Genomic DNA, 21018 nt, shown 5'->3' with positions numbered 1-21018 from the left:
ATCGCCCTCCCCTGCCGTTAGGCTCTCAAAACAAGGGGAGTTTTCCTGGTGGTAGATAAATCCGAAAAGTTCAGCTGGCTCGTGCGCGTCGGCTATTTCAGCCGTGCGATCCTGTATTTCGTGCTTGGCCTCATCGCGCTGACCAGCGCCAGCAAGATTGCCGAGGGCACGAATGGCATCTTCCGTGCGATCAATGATTTTCCCGGCGGCAATGTGATCCTGTGGATCATGGTAATTGGCCTTCTGGCGTATGCGCTATTCCGCTTCTGCTCGCCGCTATTCGATATCGAGAATCAGGGCAGCGACGGCAAAGGCTGGGCCAAGCGCATCGGCCATGCGGGTAGCGGCATTGCTCACCTCGCACTTGCTTATTCCGCCTATCAGTTCGCCGGACGCGACACGGGTGAAGCGGCGCAGGGCAGCTCAGGCGGAGGCGGAGGCGCGCAGGAAGCGGCCTCGGGCGTCCTCTCGATGGACTTCGGCGGCACGATCCTCGGCCTGCTCGGCATCGCCTTCTTCATCGCCGCCATCTTCCAAGTGAAGAAAGGCATCACGGGCGAGTTCATGAACCGCATCAGCGGGCAGGCGCCTTCGGCCACACGCTGGCTGGGCGGCGCGGGCTATGTCGCGCGCGGCGTGGTCTACACCGTTATCGGCTGGTCGCTCTTCAAGGCGGGCTTCATGTCGAGCGGCGCAGGCCAGGTGAAGACGCTGGGCGAGGCAGTCGCCAGCCTCGCGGGCGAAGGCTTCATCTTCACGCTGACCGCCATCGGCCTGATGCTGTTCGGTCTCTTCAGCCTCGTGCTGGCCCGCTACCGGATTATCCCGGACCTCGACAGCGACGCGGGCGTCCCCAAGTTCCGCGCCTGACGCGCGGAATTACAGGAACCGGCAGCCATGATCGACAAGTCCGAAAAGTTCAGCTGGCTGGTCCGGACTGGCTTCGCCGCTCGCGGCATCACCTATATCCTGCTGGGCTATATCGCGCTCAGCACGAGGGGTGATGCCGAAGGCGGCGGAAGCGCTGTTTACGATTATTTGCAGGAAGTGCCTTTCGGCACGCCGATCCTCTGGGTTATGTCCGTGGGACTGCTGGCCTACGTCGCCTTCCGTCTCATGTGCGCCATCAGCGATATCCAGCACCGGGGCACCGACTTCACCGGCATCCTCAAGCGCATCGGCGATGCTGCGAGTGCGGTCGCCCACCTGTTTCTGGCCTATGCCTGCTTCCAGTTCGCGACCTGGACGCGCACATCGACCGAGGGCGACAGCGGTGGGCAGGCGATGGCGGGATCGATCCTGCAGTACGACACCGGATGGATTCTCATTCTGCTGATTGGCCTGGGGTTCCTGACCGGCGCTTTCATGCAGGCGAAGACCGCAGTGACCGCGCATTTCATGCATCGCATCAGTCGTCACGCTCCAGCCATCGTCAATCCCATCGGACGGATCGGTCACCTTGCCCGCGCGGCCGTCTTCCTTCTGATCGGGTGGTCGATGACGCGTGGCGCGCTTGCCGGAGAGGAAGATCGCATTCGTGGTCTCGGGGAGGCGATACTGGCCCTTCGCGATATGAGCTATATCTATGTCTGGGTTGCCGTCGGCCTGATCCTGTTCGGACTGTTCAGCCTCTTCACCGCCTTTTACCGCGTGATCCCGGATTTCGGCCCTGAAGGGTTGAAACCCAGCTTCCGGGCCTGACATTACAGTCATGACCAAGACCGCGAAACTCTACCGCATGGCGATGGACAAGCACGTCTGTCCTTATGGCATCAAATCCAAGTGGCTGCTCGAGCGGGAGGGCTACACGGTCGAGGACCATCCTCTGGCCACGCGCGAGGCGACCGATGCCTTCAAGGAACAGCACGGCGTGAAGACGACCCCGCAGAGCTTCATCGAAGGGAAGCGGATCGGCGGCTACACCGACCTGCGCAAGCATTTTGGCCACGACAAGGAAACGGCCAGCGATACGAGCTACACGCCGGTCCTGGCGGTCTTTGCGGTGGGCGCAGCGCTGGCCATCGCGCTCAGCATCTTCGTCTACGGCTCGCCGCTGACGATCCGCGCTGCCGAATGGTTCGTGGCGTTCTCCATGGCGATGCTGGCCATGCTCAAGCTTCAGGATGTCGAGCAATTCTCGACCATGTTCGTGGGCTACGACCTGCTCGGCAAACGCTGGGTACCCTATGCCTACGCCTACCCGTTCCTTGAGGCGACCGCCGCCGTGCTCATGGCTGGCCGTATCCTTCCATGGTTGTCGATTCCGATCGCGCTCTTCATCGGCACTATTGGCGCGGTAAGCGTTTTCTATGCCGTCTATGTCCAGAAACGCTCCATCAAATGCGCCTGCGTCGGCGGCAGCGCCAACGTGCCGCTGGGCTTCGTGTCGCTGACGGAGAACCTCGCCATGATCGGCATGGCGATTTGGATGTTGCTCCGCCCCATGGTCTAGTCCAAGCACGGGGCCATGATATTCTACGAAGATCTCGAGATCGGCTTGACCCGTAGCTTCGGCGGGTATGAGGTAACACGCGAGGAGGTGCTGGAGTTCGCCTCGAAATACGATCCTCAGCCTTTCCACCTTTCTGACGAGGCCGCCGCGCAGACCCATTTTGGCAAGATTTCCGCCAGCGGCTGGCACACCTGCTCGATGACCATGCGAATGATGGTCGAGAACATGATGAACGAAAAATCCGCTGGTCTTGGCTCGCCCGGGGTCGACCAGCTGCGCTGGATCAAGCCGGTCTATCCCGGCGACACGCTGCGCTGCGAAACCGAGATCATCGAAAAACGCCGCAGCGCCTCGCGCCCCGAAATGGGCATTTTCAAGAGCCGCATCCGTACCTTCAACCAGAAGGACGAGATGGTGCTGGAAATGGTTTCGAACGCGCTGATGCGAACGCGCGATCCGGAAGGTTCGGACTAGTTCACGCCCCGCACTGGGTCAGTCCGTCGGCCCGATACAGCACTCGGTTGCTGCCGTCCCGCACGGTCAGAGTGCCGCGATAGTCGGTAGTCTCGTAGCCGCTCTGCTCACCTCCCGCCTCATCGAGGTCGAGAGTGAAGGAATACTCGCGACCGTCATACTTGCGCCGCGCGAGATAGGGTAGCTCCTTGCTCCCCTTGTCCGCCGCCAGCGTCACCAATTCGCCTTTGCGGATAAGGTAGCCCTCGTCCGCCATCGCCAGCGCCACCGCTCCCAGCCCGCCGCCATCGGGCGCAAAGCTGCAACCGGCGCCATACAGATTGTGCTTCTCGATTTCGGGATAGCGGATCGGGTCGAGCACGAGTTCTTCGGGGGGAGGCTCCTGATTGGCCTCGACCTCGGCCACATCGGCTTGGCGCGCCGCTTCTTCCTCGGCCGGCGTGGTGCTGTCGCAGGCTGCGAGAGCAACAAGGGCAAGAACCGGAAACCAACGCATCAATGCCTCCCGAACAGTTTCTCGACGTCTTCCATCGAGAGCTTAACCCACGTGGGCCGCCCATGGTTGCACTGGCCCGAGCGCGGGGTGCGCTCCATCTCGCGCAGCAGGGCGTTCATTTCGTCGACGCGCAAGGTGCGCCCTGCCCTGACCGAGCCGTGGCAGGCCATGGTGGCGAGCACGAGGTCGAGCTTCTCGCCAAGATGCAGGGCCTCGCCATTGAGAGCGAGGTCGTCGTCGATGTCCCGCAGCAGCTTTTCGGGATCGGTGCGCGCGATGGCGTGCGGCAGGCTGCGCACGAGCATGGCGGAGGGGCCGAACCGTTCGATGGCGAGACCGTGCTTGGCTAGCGTGTCGGCGGCCTCCTCAAGCCGGTCGCAGCTGGTTTCTTCCAGCTCGACGACTTCGGGGATCAGCAGCGCCTGGCTGCGCGCCACCGCTTCTTCCGCGCCCGCCGCTTTCAGCCGTTCGAGGACGAGGCGTTCGTGGGCCGCGTGCTGGTCGACCAGCACCAGCCCGTCACTCGCCTCGGCCACGATATAGGTGTTCGCCACTTGCCCACGCGCCACGCCGAGCGGATAATCCTGCTCTGCCGCCGGGGCGGGAGCGGCCTCTTCCGCCCGGCCACGCGGCTCGGCCATGACCTCGGCTTCGTAGCCGCGCCACGCCGCACCTGCCTCCGAAACACGCGTCTGCGGGGCCGACCAGTCGCGCCCCTCAAAAATCGAGCGGAGCGCCGGGGCGGGTTCCTCGCGGACAGGCTCCTGCTGCCAGCGCGACATGGCGGAGGCATCGGGCGTCTGCGCGCTGCGCTTGTCGCCCGTTGCGAGCGCGCTGCGCAGGCCTGACACGATGAAACCGCGCACCGCGTGCGAATCTCGGAAACGCACCTCGGTCTTGGCCGGATGGACGTTCACATCCACCATTTCGGGCGGCAGGTCGAGGAACAGCGCGAGCACCGCGTGCCGGTCGCGCGCGAGCATATCGGAATAGGCCCCGCGCACCGCGCCGGTCAGCAGCCGGTCTTTCACCGGACGGCCGTTGACGAAGAGATACTGGTGATCGGCTATCCCGCGGTTGTAGGTCGGCAGGCCGGCAATGCCGGTGAGACGCATGGTCCCGCGGTCGAGATCGATGGCGACGCCGTTCTCTTTCAACTCGCGCGCCACGACCTGCGCAACGCGGTTGGCCAGCCCTTCCCCGCCCTGCAGGCCGAGAATGCGGCGGTCGCCATGGTCGAGCGTGATCGCGACATCGGGCCGCGCCATGGCGAGGCGCTTCACCACGTCGAGGCAAGCGGCGTATTCGCTGCGCGGCGTGCGCAGGAACTTGCGGCGCGCCGGGATCTTGCCAAAGAGGTTTTCCACCCGCACCCGCGTTCCCGGCGGCAGGGCTGCAGGCCCTTCGGCCACCAGCTCGCCGTGATCGACCACGCGCTTCCAGCCTTGCTCCGCTCCCTGCGGACGGCTTTCGAGCGTGAACCGCGCCACGCTGGCGATGCTCGGCAGCGCCTCGCCGCGAAAGCCCAGCGTCGAAACCTGCTCGATCGCATCGTCCGGCAGTTTGGACGTCGCGTGCCGTTCAAGCGCAAGCGCCATCTCGTCCGGCCCCATGCCGCAGCCATCGTCGGTCACTTCAAGGCTGGTCAGTCCGCCCTCGACCAGCTTCACCGCGATCCGCGTCGCGCCCGCGTCGATCGCGTTCTCGACCAGTTCCTTGAGCGCGGAAGAGGGGCGCTCGACCACCTCGCCGGCGGCGATACGGTTAACCAATGTGTCGGGCAGGCGGCGTATTTCGGGCATGGACCGGCAAGCATAGCGACGAAGCGCGAGGAATCCGAGGCAACTTGTTTGCCTATCCCCCGCAAGCAGTGAGGAAATTTTTGGCTTTCCGCGCGTAATAAAGCTAAGGCACCGCCACCGTTTCCCCCCGGGTTCACGACAGCGGCGACTCGCAACCCTCGACTGACCCCACGCATCATACGGATTACGACACGAAAATGGGCCTCTGGAACAACATCTTCAAATTCGGCGTGCAGAACATGGCGATCGACCTCGGCACCGCCAACACGCTTGTCTACGTACAGGACCAGGGCATCGTCCTCAACGAACCGAGCGTGGTTGCGCTCGAGACGGTCAACGGCATGAAGCGCGTCAAGGCCGTGGGCGACGATGCGAAGATGATGATGGGCAAGACGCCCGATTCCATCGAAGCCATCCGCCCGCTGCGCGACGGCGTGATCGCCGACCTCGACGTGGCCGAGGAAATGATCAAGCACTTCATCCGCAAGGTGAACGGCCGCAAGAGCCTGATGCGCTATCCCGAAATCACCATCTGCGTGCCCTCGGGTTCGACCTCGGTCGAGCGCCGCGCCATTCGCGACGCCGCCTCGAACGCGGGCGCTTCGCAGGTCTACCTTATCCTCGAGCCCATGGCCGCCGCGATCGGCGCCGATATGCCGGTGACCGAACCGGTCGGCTCGATGGTCGTCGACATTGGCGGCGGCACCACCGAAGTCGCCGTCCTCTCGCTGCGCGGCCTTGCCTACACCACCTCGGTCCGTACCGGTGGTGACAAGATGGACGAAGCCATCGTCTCTTACGTCCGACGACACCACAACCTGCTGATCGGCGACAGCACGGCCGAGCGAATCAAGAAGGATTACGGTGTTGCCCGCCAGCCCGAAGACGGCACCGGCGAGCAGATCACGATCAAGGGCCGCGACCTCGTCAACGGCGTGCCCAAGGAAATCACGATCAACCAGGGCCATATCGCCGAAGCGCTTTCGGAACCCATCGGCGCCATCATCGAAGGCGTGCGCATCGCGCTCGAGAACACGGCTCCGGAACTGGCGGCCGATATCGTCGACCAGGGCATCGTGCTCACCGGCGGCGGCGCGCTGATCGGCGGCCTCGACGAATACCTGCGCGAGGAAACCGGCCTGCCCGTCACGATTGCGGAAGATCCGCTCTCCTGTGTGGCGGTGGGCACGGGCCGTGCTATGGAAGACCCGATCTATCGCGGCGTCTTGATGACCGCATAAGGGGGTACGGCAATGGCGCCGAGTGGCCAGCGGCGCTCCAGCTATTCCAAGCGGGCGCAATACAATCTGTTCACGGGCTACATCGTGGCCGGTGCCGGTGCGCTCATCGGCGCCGTCCTGCTCGGCATTTCGTTCTTCCAGCCAGACCTGTTCGGCGGCCCGCGCGGTGCGGCGAATGATGCTGTCAGCCCGGCTACCGAGACCGCGGCCGCGGCCCGCACGGGGACGAAGTCCCTGTGGGATTCGGTCAGCGGCTATTACCGGGCAGGATCGAAAAACGCCGAACTCAAGCGCGAGATGCAGCTCGCCCGCATCCGACTCGCGGAAGCCGAAGCGCTGCGGCAGGAGAATGTGCGATTGAAGGGCCTGCTCGACCTGCAGGAAGAAGAGCGCAAACCCGTTGCCGTGGCGCGGCTGGTTGGCTCCTCGGCTTCGAGCACGCGACGCTTCGCCTATCTGGGCGCAGGGTCCGATGACGGGGTGATGGTCGGCATGCCCGTGCGCAGTCCGCGCGGCGTGGTGGGCCGTATTCTCGAAGCCGGCAGCACTTCCTCGCGCGTCCTGCTGTTGACCGACAGCGAAAGCGTGCTGCCCGTCCGCCGCGCCGGCGACGAGACCGTGGCTTTCGCCGAAGGGCGCGGGGACAGCCTGCTGCGGATCAAGCTCATCAATCTCGGCATCAATCCGCTGCAACCGGGCGACCTCTTCGTCACCAGTGGCGCAGGCGGCTATTACCCGCCCGGCATCGCGGTTGCCATCGTGACCGAACTGACCGACGACGGCGGCCTTGCCCGGATCGTCAGCGATCCTGCGGCGACCGACTATGTCGCGGTGGAAGCGATTTTCGAACCCGAAGCGGCGCTGGGCGCACAGACCCCGATCGAAGAGGAGCTGGGCGACTGATGGAGCGGATCGAACCGCGCGCCCGCAGCGATGCCTATGGCAGTCGCATCAACCGCTCCCATTCGCCGCTGCTCGCCAATATCATTCCCTGGGCGTCGATCCTGGTCGCCTCGATCCTGCCGATCTTTGCGATTGCCGCTGCCCTGCCGATGGTGCCGCCGCTCGGCTTCGTCGTCCTGCTGGCCTGGCGTCTGGTGCGCCCCGGTCTGCTGCCCGTCTGGGCAGGCTTTCCGCTCGGCCTGTTCGACGATCTCTTCAGCGGCCAGCCCTTCGGCTTCGCCATCATGACCTGGTCGATGACCCTGCTTATCATCGAGGCCATCGAGATGCGCTGGCCGTGGCGTGCCTTCTGGCAGGACTGGTTCACGGCGGGTATATTGAGCCTGCTCTATCTCCTCGCCGGCTGGCTGCTTTCGGGCGCCTCGCCGACCCTTCCCTCGCTGGTTGCCCTCGTGCCGCAGATTGTCCTGACCATCCTCGTCTTCCCCGTCATCGCCCGCTTCGTCGCGCGGCTCGACGAATTGCGCCTGAGGCGCTGGAGGCGCGTCTGATGGGTCTGTTTCGCCGCAAGAGGATCGGCGCCAAACCGCGCGATCTGGTCAGCCAGACGACGCTCGACAACGCCTTCGACCGCCGCACTTTCGTGATCGGCGCAGGCATGGGCGGTATCGGGACGATCCTCGCCGCGCGCATGGCCTATATCGGCATTGCCGAGAACGAACGCTGGGTGCTGGAGTCCGAAAGCAACCGCGTCAATTTGTCGCTCATTCCGCCACGGCGTGGCTGGATCCTCGATCGCAACGGTGCCCCTCTCGCCTCCAACCGGGCCGATTTCCGCGTCGATGTCATTCCCGACAGGATGGACGATGTGGAGGCGACGCTCATGCAGCTCGCCGGCATTCTCGACCTGTCCGAGAACGCTCTCGCCGACATCAACAAGCGAGTTGAAGAGGCGCGCGGTTTCCAGCCTGTCGAAGTGGCGACCGGCCTCGATTACGAGGATTTCGCCGCCATCAGCGTGCGCCTGCCAGACCTGCCGGGCGTGGTGCCGCAGCGCGGCTTCTCCCGCTTCTATCCAACCGGGGCGAGCGTGGGCCATCTCATCGGTTATGTCGGCCCGGCGTCGGCCGAGGATTACGAAGAGAACCCCGATCCAATCCTGATCACACCTGGCTATAAAATCGGACAGGACGCGCTCGAGGCGCAGTTCGAGAAGGAGCTTCAGGGCAAGCCGGGCGCACGCCGCGTCGAGGTGACGGCCTCGGGCCGCATCGTGCGCGATCTCGAAACGCGCGAGGACAAGCAGGGCGCGCCCGTGCGCCTCACGATCGACGGCCCGCTGCAGGATTACGCCGCCCGACGCATCGGTCTGGAAAGCGGGTCCTGCGTGGTGATGGACTGCGAAAGCGGGGACATCTTGTGCATGTCCTCCATGCCCAGCTTCGACCCCAACAGCTTTTCCGCCGGCATTGGCCGCGTCGAATATTCCATGCTGCGCGAGGACGAACGCGTGCCCCTGCGCAACAAGGTCCTAAAGGGGCTTTATCCGCCAGGTTCGACTGTAAAACCAATGCATTGCATGGCCTTCCTCGACGCCGGTGTGAAGCCGGAAGAGGCTATCATGTGCGGTGGCGGGCGCCGTATCGGCAACCGCTTCTTCAACTGCTGGAGCAACCACGGCCGCGTCGACATGGCCAAGGCGATCTACCAGTCGTGCGACAGCTATTTCTACCATTTCGCGCAGCAGATCGGCTTCGAGAAAGTGGCCGAATGGGCGCACAAAATGGGGCTTGGCGAAGAGTTCGAGCTGCCGGTTACAAGCCAGTTCTACGGCACCGTACCCGATCCGGCCTGGAAGCAGCGCAAATACGATCAGGCCTGGCAGCCTTATGACACGGTCAACGCGTCGATCGGACAGGGCTATTACCTCGTAAACCCGCTCCAGCTGGCGGTGATGAGCGCAAGGCTTGCGACGGGCTACAAAGTCGTTCCACACCTGCGCATGGACGATCCTCGTCCTGAGTTCGAGCATTTCGATTTTTCGGCCAGCGAGATCGATTACGTCCGCAAGGCGATGAGCGACGTGGTCAACGGTCCCGGCACCGCGGGCCGTGCAAGACTGCCGATCGAAGGCGTGCAGATGGCCGGCAAGACCGGTACGGCGCAGGTCGTCTCGCTCAGCATCTCGAACGGCAAGACCGGCCCGTGGAAATACCGCGACCACGGCCTGTTCGTGTTCTTCGCCCCCTTCGACAAGCCGAAATACGCAGGCGCCGTGGTGATCGAGCATGGCGGCGGCTCGGGCGCGGCCTACCCGATTGCGCGCGACGTGATGACCTTCCTCTTCGACCCGGCCAAGGGCATGGAAGCCCTGCGGCCTCTGGAAGAGCAATGGGGCGGCACCGCCCAGCAACGGCTCGACGCGAAATACCGTGCCTATGCGCAAGCGGCAGGCGAAGTGGTCGAACCCGTGCCCCAGCGCACCGACCAGATCTTCGACCAGGTCGTCGCCGAAGCGCGGCTTGCGCAGCGCCAGTCGGAAGAACTCGCGACGCAGCCGACCTCTTCGCGCAACGAAGGCTCGCGACCGCCAACCACCTCGGCCGAAGTGGCCGCCCCTGTGCCGGATAGCGGCCAGTGAGCGGCATCGTCCCAGCGCCCGTTGCGCGCCAGCCATGGATGATGCTGTTCCCGCTGTTCGCCCTGATCGGGTTCGGAGCACTGGTACTGACATCCGCCGCGGCGGGCGATTTCGATGCTTATGCGCGTGGTCACCTGCTGCGCTTCGCAATTCTTTTCACGATGGCGGTAGTCATTTCTCGGTTCAACAAACCGACCGTGCAGATGCTCACCTATCCGGGCTACATCGCGATCCTCCTTCTACTCCTCGCTGTCGAAGTGATGGGGCAGGTTCAGGGTGGCAGCCAGCGCTGGCTTGAGGCGGGACCAATCCGGATACAACCGTCCGAATTGATGAAGCCCGCAGCCGTTCTTGCTCTGGCACATTACTATGGCGGCCTTCCCGTCGGTATGGTCCCGAGTTTTCGGGCCCTCATGCCGGCCGCTGCGATCATCCTGTTGCCGATCGCCTTCGTCCTTCTGCAGCCCGATCTCGGCACCAGCCTTGCCATTGCATTCGGCGGTTTCGTGGTGATGTTCTTGGCGGGTCTTCCGCTGCGCTGGTTTGTCACGGCGGGTATTGCGGGGCTGGCGCTGCTCCCGGTCGCCTTTTTTGTAGGCTTGCAACCTTATCAGCAAAAGCGCGTGCTGACCTTCCTTGATCCAGAGAACGATCCTTTGGGCGACGGCTACCAAATCACCCAATCGAAAATCGCGATCGGTTCGGGTGGACTTTTCGGAAAAGGCTTCAACGAAGGGTCGCAGAGCCATCTCAACTACCTGCCCGAACCGCACACTGACTTCGTCTTCGCCACCATGGCCGAGGAATGGGGCTTCGTTGGCGGGCTCTTCATCCTTACCTGTTTCGGCCTGATCCTGTTCTGGGGACTCAAGGTCGCCAAGGCCGCGAACGACCGCTTTTCCAAGCTGCTTGCCGCGGGCATGACCGCGACGATCTTCTTCTACATTGCGATCAATCTACTGATGGTCATGGGTTTTGCCCCCGTGGTCGGCATCCCCCTGCCTTTCATCAGCCACGGCGGCAGCTCGATGATGACCAATATGATCTGCATTGGCGTGCTGATGATGATTCACAGGTGGAATCGCAGTGCGCCGCGGACTGGTCTGGTCGGAGGTTGAGCTTCGACCATCATTCACGCATACGTATGCGTTCACCAGTGCAGCAATCGCCAAAAAGAGACGCCCTTAGGCGTATTTCTGGAAGACAAAACGCACTTCCGAGGTCGTGTCACCCGAACGAGTGACTGACAAAAAGCGAAGAATTAACTATACGAAAGAATTGAAGACGCAGCTGCCAGTGAATTGAGAGGCGCCGGCGCTGCTGATAAAAAGGGACGCAACATTGGTCGAACCGACACGCCTCTCACCAGGCGCCAATACTTCTGCACGTGATCCACTGGAATGCGAAGAGCTTGCGAAGCACGCGGGCGACGGCGCGTGCCGTGAGGTCCTGCTTGGCCTGTGCCAGCGCGAACAGGCGGGCGAAGAAACCACCGTGTGGGACATCCACCGCATGACGGGCCTCCCCTTGCACGAGGCCTTCGCGGCTCTGCGGGCCCTTGAATACGGCAAGATCGTCGACATCCTCGACAATCCGAGCGACCCGTTCGGCGCGACGATCCGCCTGCGCGAAACCGGAATTTCGCTTCTGAAAAACCGCGACGTTGCATAAATTTGCGATTAGCGCTTTTTTTCCGCGAAACAGCCGCTATATGAGCGCCTCCCCCGAGTCGGGGAACGCCCGCAACACCGGGCGGGACACGGAAATCTGACCGTGAGTGTGGACGCATAGCTCAGTTGGTAGAGCAGCTGACTCTTAATCAGCGGGTCCTAGGTTCGAGCCCTAGTGCGTCCACCATTTCCTCTCTTTTTCAGCCTTGAAGCGCCCCGCCATCCGCGACTGGATTGCGCGCCTTCACATCCAATGTGCGCCACGCATTGCGCATCACATTGTGATGTGATAGCCACTCGCTGCATGAACACGATCGAAAAAGTCCGCACGCTTATCGGCAATGGCCTGATGACCCGCGCCGGCCTTGCCCGCGCCGCAGGCCTCCATGCCAACACCCTTCGCGATTGCACCGAGAACAGCTGGAACCCGACCGCCGAAACGCTCGGTAAGCTGGAATCCTTCCTTGATGAGAACGACGAGACCCCGGTCATCGTCGGTGCGGAAGAGATCATCGACGAAGCGCGCAACGGCCGCATGTTCATCCTCGTCGATGACGAGGATCGCGAGAACGAAGGCGACCTCGTCATTCCCGCGCAGATGGCCACGCCCAACGCGATCAACTTCATGGCCACGCATGGCCGCGGCCTCATCTGCCTTTCGCTGGACAGCAAGCGGGTGAAAGCTCTCGGCCTCGAGCCGATGAGCCGCGACAATCGCGAGAGCATGCAGACCGCCTTCACCACCTCGATCGAGGCGAAGACGGGCGTGACCACCGGCATCAGCGCGGCCGACCGCTCGCGCACCGTCTCGGTCGCCATCGATCCGACCAAGGGCCCGGACGATATCGTCACGCCCGGCCATGTCTTCCCGCTGACCGCGCGCGACGGCGGCGTGCTGGTCCGCGCCGGCCATACCGAAGCCGCGGTCGACATCTCTCGCCTTGCCGGCCTCAACCCCTCCGGCGTGATCTGCGAGATCATGAAGGACGACGGGACCATGGCCCGGCTCGACGATCTCGTCAGCTTCGCACGCAAGCATGACATGAAGATCGGCACGATCCGCGACCTCATCGAATACCGCATGCGTCACGACCATCTCGTCGAGCGTACGGCGGAAGACACCTTCGATTCCGATTACGGCGGCGCCTGGCGCATGCTGACCTATCGCAACACCGTCGACGGCAGCGAGAGCTACGTCCTGCAGAAAGGCGAGGTCAGCGAAGGCCACCCCACCCTCACCCGTGTCCACCCGATCTCGATCTTCGACGACGTGCTCGGCAAGCCCGGCCCCCGCAAGCGCACCCTCCAGCGCGCGATGCAGGTCATGGGCGAACACGGTTCGGGTGTGATCGTCATCATCACCGGCCGCCCGGCAAGCGGCTATGGCCAGAGCGAGGCCGAGCGCAATGTCGGCATCGGTTCGCAGATCCTTGCCGACCTGGGCGTTGAGGACATGATCCTGCTCAGCAATTCGCAACCCAACGTCGTCGCGATCGAAGGCTATGGCCTCAATATCGTCGACCATATGCCCATTCCGGAGTGATCCCCATGGCCAATTTCCTTATCGTCGAAGCGCGTTTCTACGATCATCTGAACGACATGCTGGTGGCAGGCGCCAAGGCCGCTCTGGAAGAAGCGGGCCACAGCGTCGAAGTGCTGACCGTTCCCGGAGCGCTCGAAATTCCCGGCGCCATCGCCATGGCTGCCGAAACGGGCCGCTACGATGGTTTCGTCGCCATCGGCGTGGTGATCCGCGGCGAGACTTATCACTTCGAGATCGTCGCCGGCGAAAGCGCGCGCGGGATCATGGCGCTGACCATGGACGGGATTGCCATCGGCAACGGCATCATTACGGTCGAAAACGAGGAACAGGCGCTCGTGCGCGCAGACCCGTCGAAGAAGGACAAGGGCGGCGAGGCGGCCAAGGCGGCTCTGGCCCTGCTCGACCTTCAGGGGCGCTTCGCCGCCTAGGCACCGCCGTCCACCATCCCGGTCAGTCCCAGCGGGGCGAAGGGACCGAGGATGAGCTGTTCGAAGACGCCAATCCCGTCGCTGCCGTCATTGCCGGTGGCGCGCACCAGCGTCTGCACGTGGAGGTTCTCCGGCGCTAGCGGATCGAGGCCTGCTAGATCGATATCCTCGCGCTCCACGCGCAAGGGGCCGTGGTGCATGCCGTGGCCCCATTCGGGATGGGTGTAGCCCAGCCCGCGCATCTGGAAGCGACCGAGAGATTCGAAAGTGACCTGCTCTGGCGCGCCCATGACCGCCAGCGACAGCGTGCCGCCCGAGGGCCAGCGGGTGTCGGGCAAAAGGCGCGTGCGCATGCCGCCGTGGCCCTCGGCAATATCGGAGGCATCGGCCCCGTCTGGCGCCCAGGCGGCGCGGGTGTTCCAGGCGCGGCCATGCGTGTCGTTGTTGACGTGGAAGTACAGGCTGCCGTTGCGAAAGCTGATCGGCGTCCATTGCCAGAAGAAGCTCGGCATAGGCGCGCCGGGCATCGGTTGGGAATCGCGCGCGCCGATGGGCCGCACACCCCAGCTGCGATCGCGCGTGCCGGCGGTGCCGTCGACCATCTCGTGCCGCTCGCCATCGACGGCAATCCAGCCCTCGTAATGGCCGTTCTGCGTCATGCGCGTGTAGTCCATGAAGGCGCGCGGACCGATGCGGTGGGTGAAGCGCGGCTCCTCGATCGGGAAGGCGCGTCCGGTGAAGGTGAATTCGCCCGCGATGCCATCGGATTCTTCGATGGTGACCTTCAACGCATGAAGCGGTTCGACGACCTCGATAGAGATGGGCCCAACCCGCATGGCCATCCGCTCCATCCCCATTTCCGCGCTGGCGTGCAGGCAATATTGGGTGCCGCCCCGGATGAAGCTGAAATGCGCGTCCGCCACGTCGAGATGGGGGTAAACGCTCAGCGCCAGCGCGAAGAACCCGCTGCCATCGGGCGCGTAGCCGTTGAAGAAGTAGCGGTCGTAGAAATTGCGGTCGGTGCCCGCATAGGCCACAGGCTCCGCGGTCTGGTGGATGGGATATTCGTCACCCTTGGAAAGCGCCATCAACCCTTCTCCTTCAACGCAGCGATACTGTCATGCTTCAGGGCCAGCGCACAGGCCCCGCGCGCCATCGACAGGAAGTTGGCATCCCCGCGCTCGGTGCGTTCGACAAAGGCGGCGCTGAATACGGCGGTCGAAACGCCGTGCAGGATGCCGACGCGGTAATCCTCGGCAAGGTCCGCGCGGGTCAGGTGCACACCCCTTGCCGCCATTTCGGCGAGATAGAGGTCGAGCAGTTCCTCCTCGTGATCGAGACCCAACTGCCCGATCCCGCAGCCGAGGAAATAACCGATGTCGGTCATCGCCTTGCCGATGGTCACCGTCTGCCAGTCGAGGATGGCGATGGGCTCGGAACCGCCGCGGATATCGAACAGCATGTTGTCGAGCCGGAAATCCCCGTGGACGAGACATTGAATGTCGGGGTCGCGCCGGAAATAAGTCGCAGCATGTTCCGCCAATTGCTCGCAGACGATCATGTAAGTCGGCTCGAGCGTATCGGCATAGCGTTCGCGAAAGAGCGCCTGCGCCTGCGGGTACATGGCGCCGACCTTCGCGCCCAAGTCTTCGGGAGGCTGGATCCACCCAGCATCGAGAATCTCCGGCCTTCTCCAACTCGGCGCATGGATCGCAGCGGCTTGCGCGATGGCTGATTTCGCTTCCTCCAGCGTGCAGCCCGCGATCTGGTCCCCCTGACGCGCGGGGCCGAGGTCCTCGAAAATCAAGACGAAGCTGGCCCCGTCCTCGCTCGCTTCCGCGGCGAAGGTTTGCGGCACGCGTACGTCGAGCAGCGGGGCTGCCTGCCGGTAGAATTCAACCTCCTTGCGATAAAGCCCGAACATCGCCGCCGTCCCGCGACTGGTCTCGTCGGCGGCGGGGAATTTGCCTGCCAGCGTGTCCGGGACGCCCTCGACGTCGAGATGGAATCGCACGCTATCGCCGACTTGCCCGGTCCCGATCGGCTCCCACGTGACCGATCGGACGCGTGCGCCGAGTGTCTCGGACAGCCATGCAGGCGTGACCTCGTCAGGATGGACCGGAAATCCGCTCAAGGCCCCTCTCCCACAAAGAGCAGTTTTGGAACGCTAACCTGCCAGGTTCGTCGTGGCAAACATGAGGAAGAGTAAAGCATGAACGGACCCATCGAATGGATCGCGTCCGTAGGAACGGTGGCCGCCGCGTCGATGATTGCTTTCGACATGGGACGCCGGGCCACCGCATGGGGCTTCGTGCTGTTCTGCGCTGTTTCGGCGCTTTGGATCTATATCGGGCTCACCGAGGACGCGATGCCGCTGGCCGCGATGAACGGCCTGCTGCTGCTCATCAACGGCTGGGGCGTGTGGCAATACTGGTTCCACCCGAAAAACCGGGCGGGCGATTAACCGGTCAGCAGACGATTTTTCCGAAGCAGTCGCGGCCCGCGTAGAACGCGCTGTCGCCCAGCTCTTCCTCGATGCGGATCAGCTGGTTGTACTTGGCAAGCCGGTCGCTGCGCGCGAGGCTGCCGGTCTTGATCTGCCCGCAATTGGTCGCCACGGCGAGGTCCGCGATGGTCGCGTCCTCGGTCTCGCCCGAACGGTGCGACATGACGGCCGTGTAGCTCGCGCGGTTGGCGATGGCGACGGCGTCCAGCGTCTCGGTCAGCGTGCCGATCTGGTTGACCTTCACGAGCAGCGAATTGGCGAGCCCCTGGTCGATGCCTTCGCGCAGGCGCTGGGGGTTGGTTACGAACAGGTCGTCGCCCACCAGCTGCACGGAATTGCCGATGCGGTCGGTTAGCGCCTTCCAGCCTTCGAAATCGTCTTCGGCCATGCCGTCCTCGATCGAGCGGATCGGATAGTCGCGGCACAGCTTGTCGAGATATTCGGCCATCTCATGCCCGTCGAGCGACAGGTTCTCGCCCGAGATTTCGTACTTGCCGTCCTTGAAGAACTCGGTCGACGCGCAGTCCAGCGCCAGCACCACATCGTCACCCGGCTTGAAGCCAGCCTGTTCGACCGAGGCCATGATGAAGTCGAGCGCGTCGCGCGTGCCGGCAAGGTTCGGGGCGAAGCCGCCCTCGTCGCCTACGGCGGTGGCAAGACCCTTCTCGCTCAGCTTCTTCTTGAGCGTGTGGAAGATCTCCGCGCCCCAGCGCACGGCTTCGGCGAGGCTGTCCGCTCCCACCGGCATGACCATGAATTCCTGGATGTCGATCGGATTGTCGGCGTGCTCGCCGCCGTTGATGATGTTCATCATCGGAACGGGAAGGACATGGGCGGAAACGCCGCCGATATAGCTGTAGAGCGGCAGGCCGCGCGCATTGGCGGCGGCCTTGGCGGTCGCCATGCTGACGCCGAGGATGCCGTTTGCGCCGAGACGGCCCTTGTTGGGCGTATCGTCGAGCGCGATCATCGACAAGTCGATGTCGCGCTGGTCCTCGGCGTCGAAATTGCCGACCAGAAGGTCGCGGATTTCGGTGTTCACCGCGTCCACCGCCTTGGTCACGCCCTTGCCGAGATAGCGGCCCTTGTCGCCATCGCGCAGTTCCACCGCCTCATGCGCACCGGTCGACGCGCCCGAGGGCACGGCGGCGCGCCCGAAGCTGCCATCCTCGAGCAAGACATCGACCTCCACCGTGGGATTGCCCCGGCTGTCGAGGATTTCGCGGGCGTGGATATCGATGATGGCGGTCATGGGAAGGATGGACTCCGGTGACAGGTGTTGTAATTCAGTAAAACACCCCCAGATCGAGGGCTCGGAAAGCGCTCTATGCGTCGGAACATCACGGCGCAAGTTGCGTTGCACCATAGAACCCCCGGTTCACGCCAACCGCCGGGAAATGAATACGAATTGAGGGCAAGGACGAGAGCAATGGCAGAAAACACCGCGTCGGGCGCGCCGAAAAAGCCCAAGACCACCCCCAAGACAAAAACCAGCACCGCGAAGAAGCCGCGCAAGACCGTGGCGAAGAAGGGTGCAGCCAAGGAGACAGTCCCCGTGACCAACACCGTTACCGCAACCGAAACCACCGCAACCAATCCGCACCGCGCCGAAGCCAAGAGCCGCTTCAACGCCGCTCTGGAAGAAGCCAAGGCGGGCGCTGCCGCGCTCAAGGCCGAAGGAAAGGAACGCGCTGCTGCCTATCGCGGCCAGGCCAAGGGCAAGAGCCAGGACTGGGTCAGCGATGCCAAGACCTATGGCACCGACGCCAAGGTCAAGGGCAAGGAACTCGCCACCGAAGGCAAGGTGAAGACTAGTGAAGGCCTGCGCTCGCTCAGCCGTTCGATCAGCGAAAACGCCCATCAGGTCGATGAAAAGCTCGGCGCCAAATATGGCGATTACGCCCGCAGCGCCTCGGGTGCGCTCAACGATTACGCCGCGAAGCTCGACGAAAAGAGCGTCGATGATCTGGTCGAAGACGGCCGCGCGTTCGTTCGCAAAAGCCCGGGCACGGCCATCGGCATCGCTGCTGTCGCCGGCTTCATGCTCTCGCGTCTTTTCCGTCGCTAAGATCTAGCGATAACAGGGGAAATGATGCGGGACGAAGACACCAGGGAACGGGCGGACTACGAAGGTCCGCTCGACCTGCCCGACGATTACGAGGACATCGAGGAGGATGAAGGTGCTCATGGCCCTTCGCTCGCCGAAGATGTCCTCGCGCTTTTCGAAGACGGCAAAACCTATGCCGAGGCGGAGATCGCTTATCAGAAGAGCCGCGCTAGCTATACCGCCAACCGTCTAAAGGGCGCCATTGCCATCGGGCTTGGTGCCTTTGGCGTTTTCCACCTTGCCCTGATCGCCTTTGTGGTCGGTCTGGTTATCGCCCTCGTTCCCCTCGTGGGTCCGTGGATCGCGACGGCCATCGTCACCATCGCGCTGCTGGTCATCGGCGTAGTCCTCCTGAAAATGCTCAAGGGCCGGATCGACGATATTCGCGATGCCTTTGCGGAAAAGGAGAAGGGCGATGAGTGACCGCAAGGCGCAGATGCTTGCCGACCGCTACCTGCGCGATTCCGCGCGTGCGCTCGTCGACGCCGATATCCAGCACATCAAGGCCGATTTCGCGCACAAGGGCCTGGGCCAGAGGGCCATGGATCGTGTCACCGAAGGCGCGATGGATCTGTACGAGGAAGCCATCGAGGTGGCCGAGGACAATAAGGGCGCCCTTGCAGCCCTGATTGCGGCGGTGGTTGTTTGGTTCGCACGCAATCCGATCCTCTCTGCTTTCGGCCTTGCGCCGGACGACGAGGACGAGGAAGACGACAGCGGGTGGGACCTCCGCGACGAGTTGGAGGAACGATTGGGTCGGTAAACCCGTTGGTTTATCGAACACTTATTCAAGGATGTACCCAATGGTAGACACCGCCAAAACCCCGCAGACCAACGTCACCCCCATCAGCGCCGACAGTCAGCTGACCGATCAGGAAAAGCGTGATCAGCTGCGCGCCCGCATCGAAGCAGGCGAACGCCGCAACGAAGAGCGGTCGCTGATGGACCAGGCCAAGGACGTTGCCGACAGCGCCGTTGAATTCGCGAAGAAGCACCCGGTTGCCACCGTCGCCGGTGCCGTTGCCGTCGGTCTCGCCATTGGTGCGATGACGCGCCGTGGCCGCGAACTTGGCCGTCGTGGCGGCTCGTGGGCGTCTTACGCCGCCGATACTGCGCTCGCCTACGGTCTTTCGATGATCGAAGGGGCAGGCGACAAGTTCGAAGATATGACCGACGCGGCCGGTACGCAGAGCCGTCGCCTGAAGCGTGACGCCGGTTATCGCCTCGACTCGATGGGCGACAGCCTGCGGTCGAGCGGTCGCCGTGCGAGCCGAAAATCGTCGCGTGCCTATCGCGATCTTCGTGCGCGCCTGACCAACTAAACTCTTCCTAAACCAACTTCGCGTAGCGGCGTGACAGGGTTGCCTGTCGCGCCGCTTCCGCTATGGGGCGTGGCCGTTATCTCCCTCCCCAAACGGAAGAACGGACCAATGGAAGAAAAAGAGAGCAAGCAGACGCTCTACCTGGTGATGGGCGGCCGCGTGACCGACCCGCGCAGCGTCACCTTTTCGGATCCCGAAAGCATCCACGTCGCCGGCGTTTACTCCACCTATGACGACGCAGAGAGCGCCTGGCGCGGCAACGCCCAGCGCACGGTCGACGATGCGGAAATGAAATACGTCATCGTCCACCTGCACAAGCTGCTCGATCCGGACGCATAAGGACCCGAGAACCGATGGCCTATTCGATCCGCTCTTTCGAGGAAGGTGACGCCGAAGCGCTCGCCGAGCTCGGCCGCGCGGCGATCGGGGCCATCGGACCGGAAGCCTATACCGAGGAACAGGTGGAGGCTTGGCTGGCCAATTTCGCCGGCCCCGAAGTCTACCAGGCGCAGGCCGATGCCGGCACCCAGATCTTCATCGCCACCGACGAGGACGATACGCCCGTCGCCTATGCGATGCTGGAGCTGACCGGCCATCTCGACCACCTTTATTGCCATCCCGACCATACGGACGAAGGCATTGCCTCCAGCCTGCTGGCGACGGCCGCGCTCTACGCCAAGTATCACGGGATCACCCACCTCTTCACCGAGGCGAGCGAAATCGCCAAGCCCGCCTTCGAAAGCGCAGGCTACACGGCGATGAAGAAGCGCACCTTCGAAATCGACGGCGTCGACATCACCAATTGGGCGATGGTGCGCGAGATCGAACAGGCGAAGCCCGCCCCGAAAAAGACGGGCCGGCTCTCCAACACCTGATTAGCGAAGGCTGTCTGTGAAAGGCGGTGCGCGCAGCAACCGCCCGCTCGATCAGACGAATTCGATCTTGTCGATGAGGTAGAACTTGTCGCCGCTCGGCACGGTGACCTCGACCTCTTCTTCCACCTGCTTGCCGATCAGCGCGCGCGCGATAGGCGAGGTGTAACTGATGCGGCCCTTGCTCGCATCGGCTTCGGTCTGGCCGACGATCTGGTACTTCACCGGCTTGTCTTCTTCGTCGAGCAGGGTCACGGTCGCCCCGAAGATCACCTTGTCGCCCGAAAGCGTGGTCGGGTCGATGATCTGCGCGCGGCTGATCTTGTCTTCGAGGTCGCCAATCATGGCTTCGACCTGGCCCTGGCGCTCCTTGGCCGCGTGGTATTCCGCGTTCTCGGAAAGGTCGCCATGCGCGCGCGCTTCCTCGATTGCATCGACGATTTTCGGGCGCTCGGCGCGCAGGACCTTCAGGTCTGCGGTCAGCTTCTCATAGCCCTCGGCCAACATCGGCACCTTATCCATGGGACCCCTTTGTCCTTCCTGCAAAGCGTCCCTCCCCGG

Annotated in this window: 25 protein-coding genes and 1 tRNA gene; 20 read left to right on the top strand and 6 right to left on the bottom strand. The window is 63.4% G+C overall.

Features of this window, described 5'->3' with window-relative positions:
• Positions 1–48: 48 nt before the first annotated feature.
• The 4 genes from K3148_RS11985 to K3148_RS11970 are packed head-to-tail and all read left to right on the top strand — an operon-like array spanning position 49 to position 2926.
• Positions 49–870, top strand: a complete 822-nt coding sequence (locus K3148_RS11985) for a DUF1206 domain-containing protein (protein WP_221424999.1) — start codon at positions 49–51, stop codon at positions 868–870.
• A 27-nt stretch (positions 871–897) separates the two neighbouring features.
• Positions 898–1701, top strand: a complete 804-nt coding sequence (locus tag K3148_RS11980) for a DUF1206 domain-containing protein (RefSeq protein ID WP_221424998.1) — start codon at positions 898–900, stop codon at positions 1699–1701.
• A 10-nt stretch (positions 1702–1711) separates the two neighbouring features.
• Positions 1712–2452, top strand: coding sequence for a MauE/DoxX family redox-associated membrane protein (locus tag K3148_RS11975; protein ID WP_221424997.1), 741 nt, complete (start codon positions 1712–1714; stop codon positions 2450–2452).
• 15 nt (positions 2453–2467) lie between these two features.
• On the top strand, positions 2468–2926 hold the full coding sequence (locus K3148_RS11970; protein ID WP_221424996.1) for a MaoC family dehydratase: 459 nt from the start codon (positions 2468–2470) through the stop codon (positions 2924–2926).
• Between the two features lies 1 nt (position 2927).
• On the opposite strand, the gene K3148_RS11965 is transcribed toward K3148_RS11970, so the two are convergent.
• Together K3148_RS11965 and mutL are read right to left on the bottom strand one after the other, a co-directional pair.
• Entirely contained in the window at positions 2928–3422 is a 495-nt protein-coding gene (locus tag K3148_RS11965) for a hypothetical protein (protein WP_221424995.1), read from the bottom strand.
• The gene (gene mutL / locus K3148_RS11960; RefSeq protein ID WP_221424994.1) at positions 3422–5224 is read right to left on the bottom strand and encodes a DNA mismatch repair endonuclease MutL; all 1803 of its coding nucleotides are present in this window, start codon (positions 5222–5224) and stop codon (positions 3422–3424) included. The genes K3148_RS11965 and mutL overlap by 1 nt, the downstream gene beginning before the upstream one ends.
• Positions 5225–5421: 197 nt before the next feature.
• Here mutL and K3148_RS11955 point away from each other — a divergent pair, with 197 nt between their 5' ends.
• The 9 genes from K3148_RS11955 to ribH all read left to right on the top strand — a co-directional run bounded on the left by K3148_RS11955 (position 5422) and on the right by ribH (position 13650).
• The gene (locus K3148_RS11955; protein WP_221424993.1) at positions 5422–6465 is read left to right on the top strand and encodes a rod shape-determining protein; all 1044 of its coding nucleotides are present in this window, start codon (positions 5422–5424) and stop codon (positions 6463–6465) included.
• Between the two features lie 12 nt (positions 6466–6477).
• On the top strand, positions 6478–7368 hold the full coding sequence (mreC, locus tag K3148_RS11950) for a rod shape-determining protein MreC (protein ID WP_221424992.1): 891 nt from the start codon (positions 6478–6480) through the stop codon (positions 7366–7368).
• On the top strand, positions 7368–7919 hold the full coding sequence (locus tag K3148_RS11945; RefSeq protein ID WP_221424991.1) for a rod shape-determining protein MreD: 552 nt from the start codon (positions 7368–7370) through the stop codon (positions 7917–7919). Before mreC ends, K3148_RS11945 begins: the two co-directional genes overlap by 1 nt.
• On the top strand, positions 7919–10009 hold the full coding sequence (mrdA, locus tag K3148_RS11940; protein WP_221424990.1) for a penicillin-binding protein 2: 2091 nt from the start codon (positions 7919–7921) through the stop codon (positions 10007–10009). The genes K3148_RS11945 and mrdA overlap by 1 nt, the downstream gene beginning before the upstream one ends.
• A complete protein-coding gene (rodA, locus tag K3148_RS11935) occupies positions 10006–11127 on the top strand; it encodes a rod shape-determining protein RodA (protein WP_247711573.1) in 1122 nt (373 codons plus the stop codon). The genes mrdA and rodA overlap by 4 nt, the downstream gene beginning before the upstream one ends.
• A 223-nt stretch (positions 11128–11350) precedes the next feature.
• Positions 11351–11680, top strand: a complete 330-nt coding sequence (locus tag K3148_RS11930; protein ID WP_221424989.1) for a hypothetical protein — start codon at positions 11351–11353, stop codon at positions 11678–11680.
• Between the two features lie 110 nt (positions 11681–11790).
• Positions 11791–11866 (top strand) — tRNA-Lys (locus K3148_RS11925).
• 117 nt (positions 11867–11983) lie between these two features.
• Positions 11984–13222, top strand: coding sequence for a 3,4-dihydroxy-2-butanone-4-phosphate synthase (ribB, locus tag K3148_RS11920; RefSeq protein ID WP_221424988.1), 1239 nt, complete (start codon positions 11984–11986; stop codon positions 13220–13222).
• A gap of 5 nt (positions 13223–13227) precedes the next feature.
• On the top strand, positions 13228–13650 hold the full coding sequence (ribH, locus tag K3148_RS11915) for a 6,7-dimethyl-8-ribityllumazine synthase (RefSeq protein ID WP_221424987.1): 423 nt from the start codon (positions 13228–13230) through the stop codon (positions 13648–13650).
• Here ribH and K3148_RS11910 read toward each other — a convergent pair.
• The gene (locus K3148_RS11910; protein ID WP_221424986.1) at positions 13647–14738 is read right to left on the bottom strand and encodes an Rv3169 family protein; all 1092 of its coding nucleotides are present in this window, start codon (positions 14736–14738) and stop codon (positions 13647–13649) included. The genes ribH and K3148_RS11910 overlap by 4 nt on opposite strands.
• Positions 14738–15784 carry an aminoglycoside phosphotransferase family protein gene (locus K3148_RS11905; RefSeq protein ID WP_247711572.1) on the bottom strand — a complete coding sequence of 349 codons (1047 nt, stop codon included), beginning with the start codon at positions 15782–15784 and terminating at the stop codon, positions 14738–14740. Before K3148_RS11905 ends, K3148_RS11910 begins: the two co-directional genes overlap by 1 nt.
• A 78-nt stretch (positions 15785–15862) precedes the next feature.
• Between K3148_RS11905 and K3148_RS11900 the strand changes: the two genes are divergently transcribed.
• Positions 15863–16114 carry a hypothetical protein gene (locus tag K3148_RS11900; RefSeq protein ID WP_221424985.1) on the top strand — a complete coding sequence of 84 codons (252 nt, stop codon included), beginning with the start codon at positions 15863–15865 and terminating at the stop codon, positions 16112–16114.
• A gap of 4 nt (positions 16115–16118) precedes the next feature.
• Here K3148_RS11900 and eno read toward each other — a convergent pair whose 3' ends face one another.
• Positions 16119–17408 (bottom strand): phosphopyruvate hydratase, encoded by a 1290-nt coding sequence (gene eno, locus K3148_RS11895; RefSeq protein ID WP_221424984.1) that lies wholly within the window; start codon positions 17406–17408, stop codon positions 16119–16121.
• Between the two features lie 177 nt (positions 17409–17585).
• On the opposite strand from eno, the gene K3148_RS11890 reads away from it, so the two are divergent.
• From K3148_RS11890 to K3148_RS11865, 6 genes are all read left to right on the top strand, one after another.
• Entirely contained in the window at positions 17586–18224 is a 639-nt protein-coding gene (locus K3148_RS11890; RefSeq protein ID WP_221424983.1) for a hypothetical protein, read from the top strand.
• Between the two features lie 21 nt (positions 18225–18245).
• Positions 18246–18686 (top strand): phage holin family protein, encoded by a 441-nt coding sequence (locus K3148_RS11885; protein WP_221424982.1) that lies wholly within the window; start codon positions 18246–18248, stop codon positions 18684–18686.
• Positions 18679–19026, top strand: a complete 348-nt coding sequence (locus K3148_RS11880) for a hypothetical protein (RefSeq protein ID WP_221424981.1) — start codon at positions 18679–18681, stop codon at positions 19024–19026. Before K3148_RS11885 ends, K3148_RS11880 begins: the two co-directional genes overlap by 8 nt.
• A 40-nt stretch (positions 19027–19066) precedes the next feature.
• Positions 19067–19585 (top strand): hypothetical protein, encoded by a 519-nt coding sequence (locus K3148_RS11875; RefSeq protein ID WP_221424980.1) that lies wholly within the window; start codon positions 19067–19069, stop codon positions 19583–19585.
• 108 nt (positions 19586–19693) lie between these two features.
• The gene (locus tag K3148_RS11870) at positions 19694–19924 is read left to right on the top strand and encodes a DUF4170 domain-containing protein (RefSeq protein WP_221424979.1); all 231 of its coding nucleotides are present in this window, start codon (positions 19694–19696) and stop codon (positions 19922–19924) included.
• Positions 19925–19938: 14 nt separating this feature from the next.
• A complete protein-coding gene (locus K3148_RS11865) occupies positions 19939–20460 on the top strand; it encodes a GNAT family N-acetyltransferase (protein ID WP_221424978.1) in 522 nt (173 codons plus the stop codon).
• 51 nt (positions 20461–20511) lie between these two features.
• Here the strand turns inward: K3148_RS11865 and greA are convergent, their stop codons facing one another.
• Positions 20512–20979: a transcription elongation factor GreA gene (greA, locus tag K3148_RS11860; RefSeq protein WP_221424977.1), complete on the bottom strand. Its 468-nt coding sequence runs from the start codon at positions 20977–20979 to the stop codon at positions 20512–20514.
• Positions 20980–21018 lie beyond the last annotated feature (39 nt).

The organism is Qipengyuania aurantiaca, from assembly GCF_019711375.1.
In the GTDB taxonomy this organism is placed as follows: domain Bacteria; phylum Pseudomonadota; class Alphaproteobacteria; order Sphingomonadales; family Sphingomonadaceae; genus Qipengyuania; species Qipengyuania aurantiaca.
Note: the sequence above shows the minus strand (reverse complement) of the source record. Positions and strands in the feature narration are given on the sequence as shown.

Excerpts from the sequence above, each read along its gene's own strand:
- K3148_RS11890 (WP_221424983.1), top strand. The coding sequence starts at position 17,586 with ATGGCAGAAAACACCGCGTCGGGCGCGCCGAAAAAGCCCAAGACCACC.
- ribB (WP_221424988.1), top strand. The coding sequence starts at position 11,984 with ATGAACACGATCGAAAAAGTCCGCACGCTTATCGGCAATGGCCTGATG.
- greA (WP_221424977.1), bottom strand. The coding sequence starts at position 20,979 with ATGGATAAGGTGCCGATGTTGGCCGAGGGCTATGAGAAGCTGACCGCA.
- K3148_RS11980 (WP_221424998.1), top strand. The coding sequence starts at position 898 with ATGATCGACAAGTCCGAAAAGTTCAGCTGGCTGGTCCGGACTGGCTTC.
- mrdA (WP_221424990.1), top strand. The coding sequence starts at position 7,919 with ATGGGTCTGTTTCGCCGCAAGAGGATCGGCGCCAAACCGCGCGATCTG.
- K3148_RS11900 (WP_221424985.1), top strand. The coding sequence starts at position 15,863 with ATGAACGGACCCATCGAATGGATCGCGTCCGTAGGAACGGTGGCCGCC.
- K3148_RS11870 (WP_221424979.1), top strand. The coding sequence starts at position 19,694 with ATGGAAGAAAAAGAGAGCAAGCAGACGCTCTACCTGGTGATGGGCGGC.
- K3148_RS11880 (WP_221424981.1), top strand. The coding sequence starts at position 18,679 with ATGAGTGACCGCAAGGCGCAGATGCTTGCCGACCGCTACCTGCGCGAT.
- K3148_RS11970 (WP_221424996.1), top strand. The coding sequence starts at position 2,468 with ATGATATTCTACGAAGATCTCGAGATCGGCTTGACCCGTAGCTTCGGC.
- K3148_RS11945 (WP_221424991.1), top strand. The coding sequence starts at position 7,368 with ATGGAGCGGATCGAACCGCGCGCCCGCAGCGATGCCTATGGCAGTCGC.
- K3148_RS11885 (WP_221424982.1), top strand. The coding sequence starts at position 18,246 with ATGATGCGGGACGAAGACACCAGGGAACGGGCGGACTACGAAGGTCCG.
- K3148_RS11975 (WP_221424997.1), top strand. The coding sequence starts at position 1,712 with ATGACCAAGACCGCGAAACTCTACCGCATGGCGATGGACAAGCACGTC.
- K3148_RS11875 (WP_221424980.1), top strand. The coding sequence starts at position 19,067 with ATGGTAGACACCGCCAAAACCCCGCAGACCAACGTCACCCCCATCAGC.
- mutL (WP_221424994.1), bottom strand. The coding sequence starts at position 5,224 with ATGCCCGAAATACGCCGCCTGCCCGACACATTGGTTAACCGTATCGCC.
- K3148_RS11965 (WP_221424995.1), bottom strand. The coding sequence starts at position 3,422 with ATGCGTTGGTTTCCGGTTCTTGCCCTTGTTGCTCTCGCAGCCTGCGAC.
- ribH (WP_221424987.1), top strand. The coding sequence starts at position 13,228 with ATGGCCAATTTCCTTATCGTCGAAGCGCGTTTCTACGATCATCTGAAC.
- K3148_RS11910 (WP_221424986.1), bottom strand. The coding sequence starts at position 14,738 with ATGGCGCTTTCCAAGGGTGACGAATATCCCATCCACCAGACCGCGGAG.
- eno (WP_221424984.1), bottom strand. The coding sequence starts at position 17,408 with ATGACCGCCATCATCGATATCCACGCCCGCGAAATCCTCGACAGCCGG.
- mreC (WP_221424992.1), top strand. The coding sequence starts at position 6,478 with ATGGCGCCGAGTGGCCAGCGGCGCTCCAGCTATTCCAAGCGGGCGCAA.
- K3148_RS11955 (WP_221424993.1), top strand. The coding sequence starts at position 5,422 with ATGGGCCTCTGGAACAACATCTTCAAATTCGGCGTGCAGAACATGGCG.
- K3148_RS11865 (WP_221424978.1), top strand. The coding sequence starts at position 19,939 with ATGGCCTATTCGATCCGCTCTTTCGAGGAAGGTGACGCCGAAGCGCTC.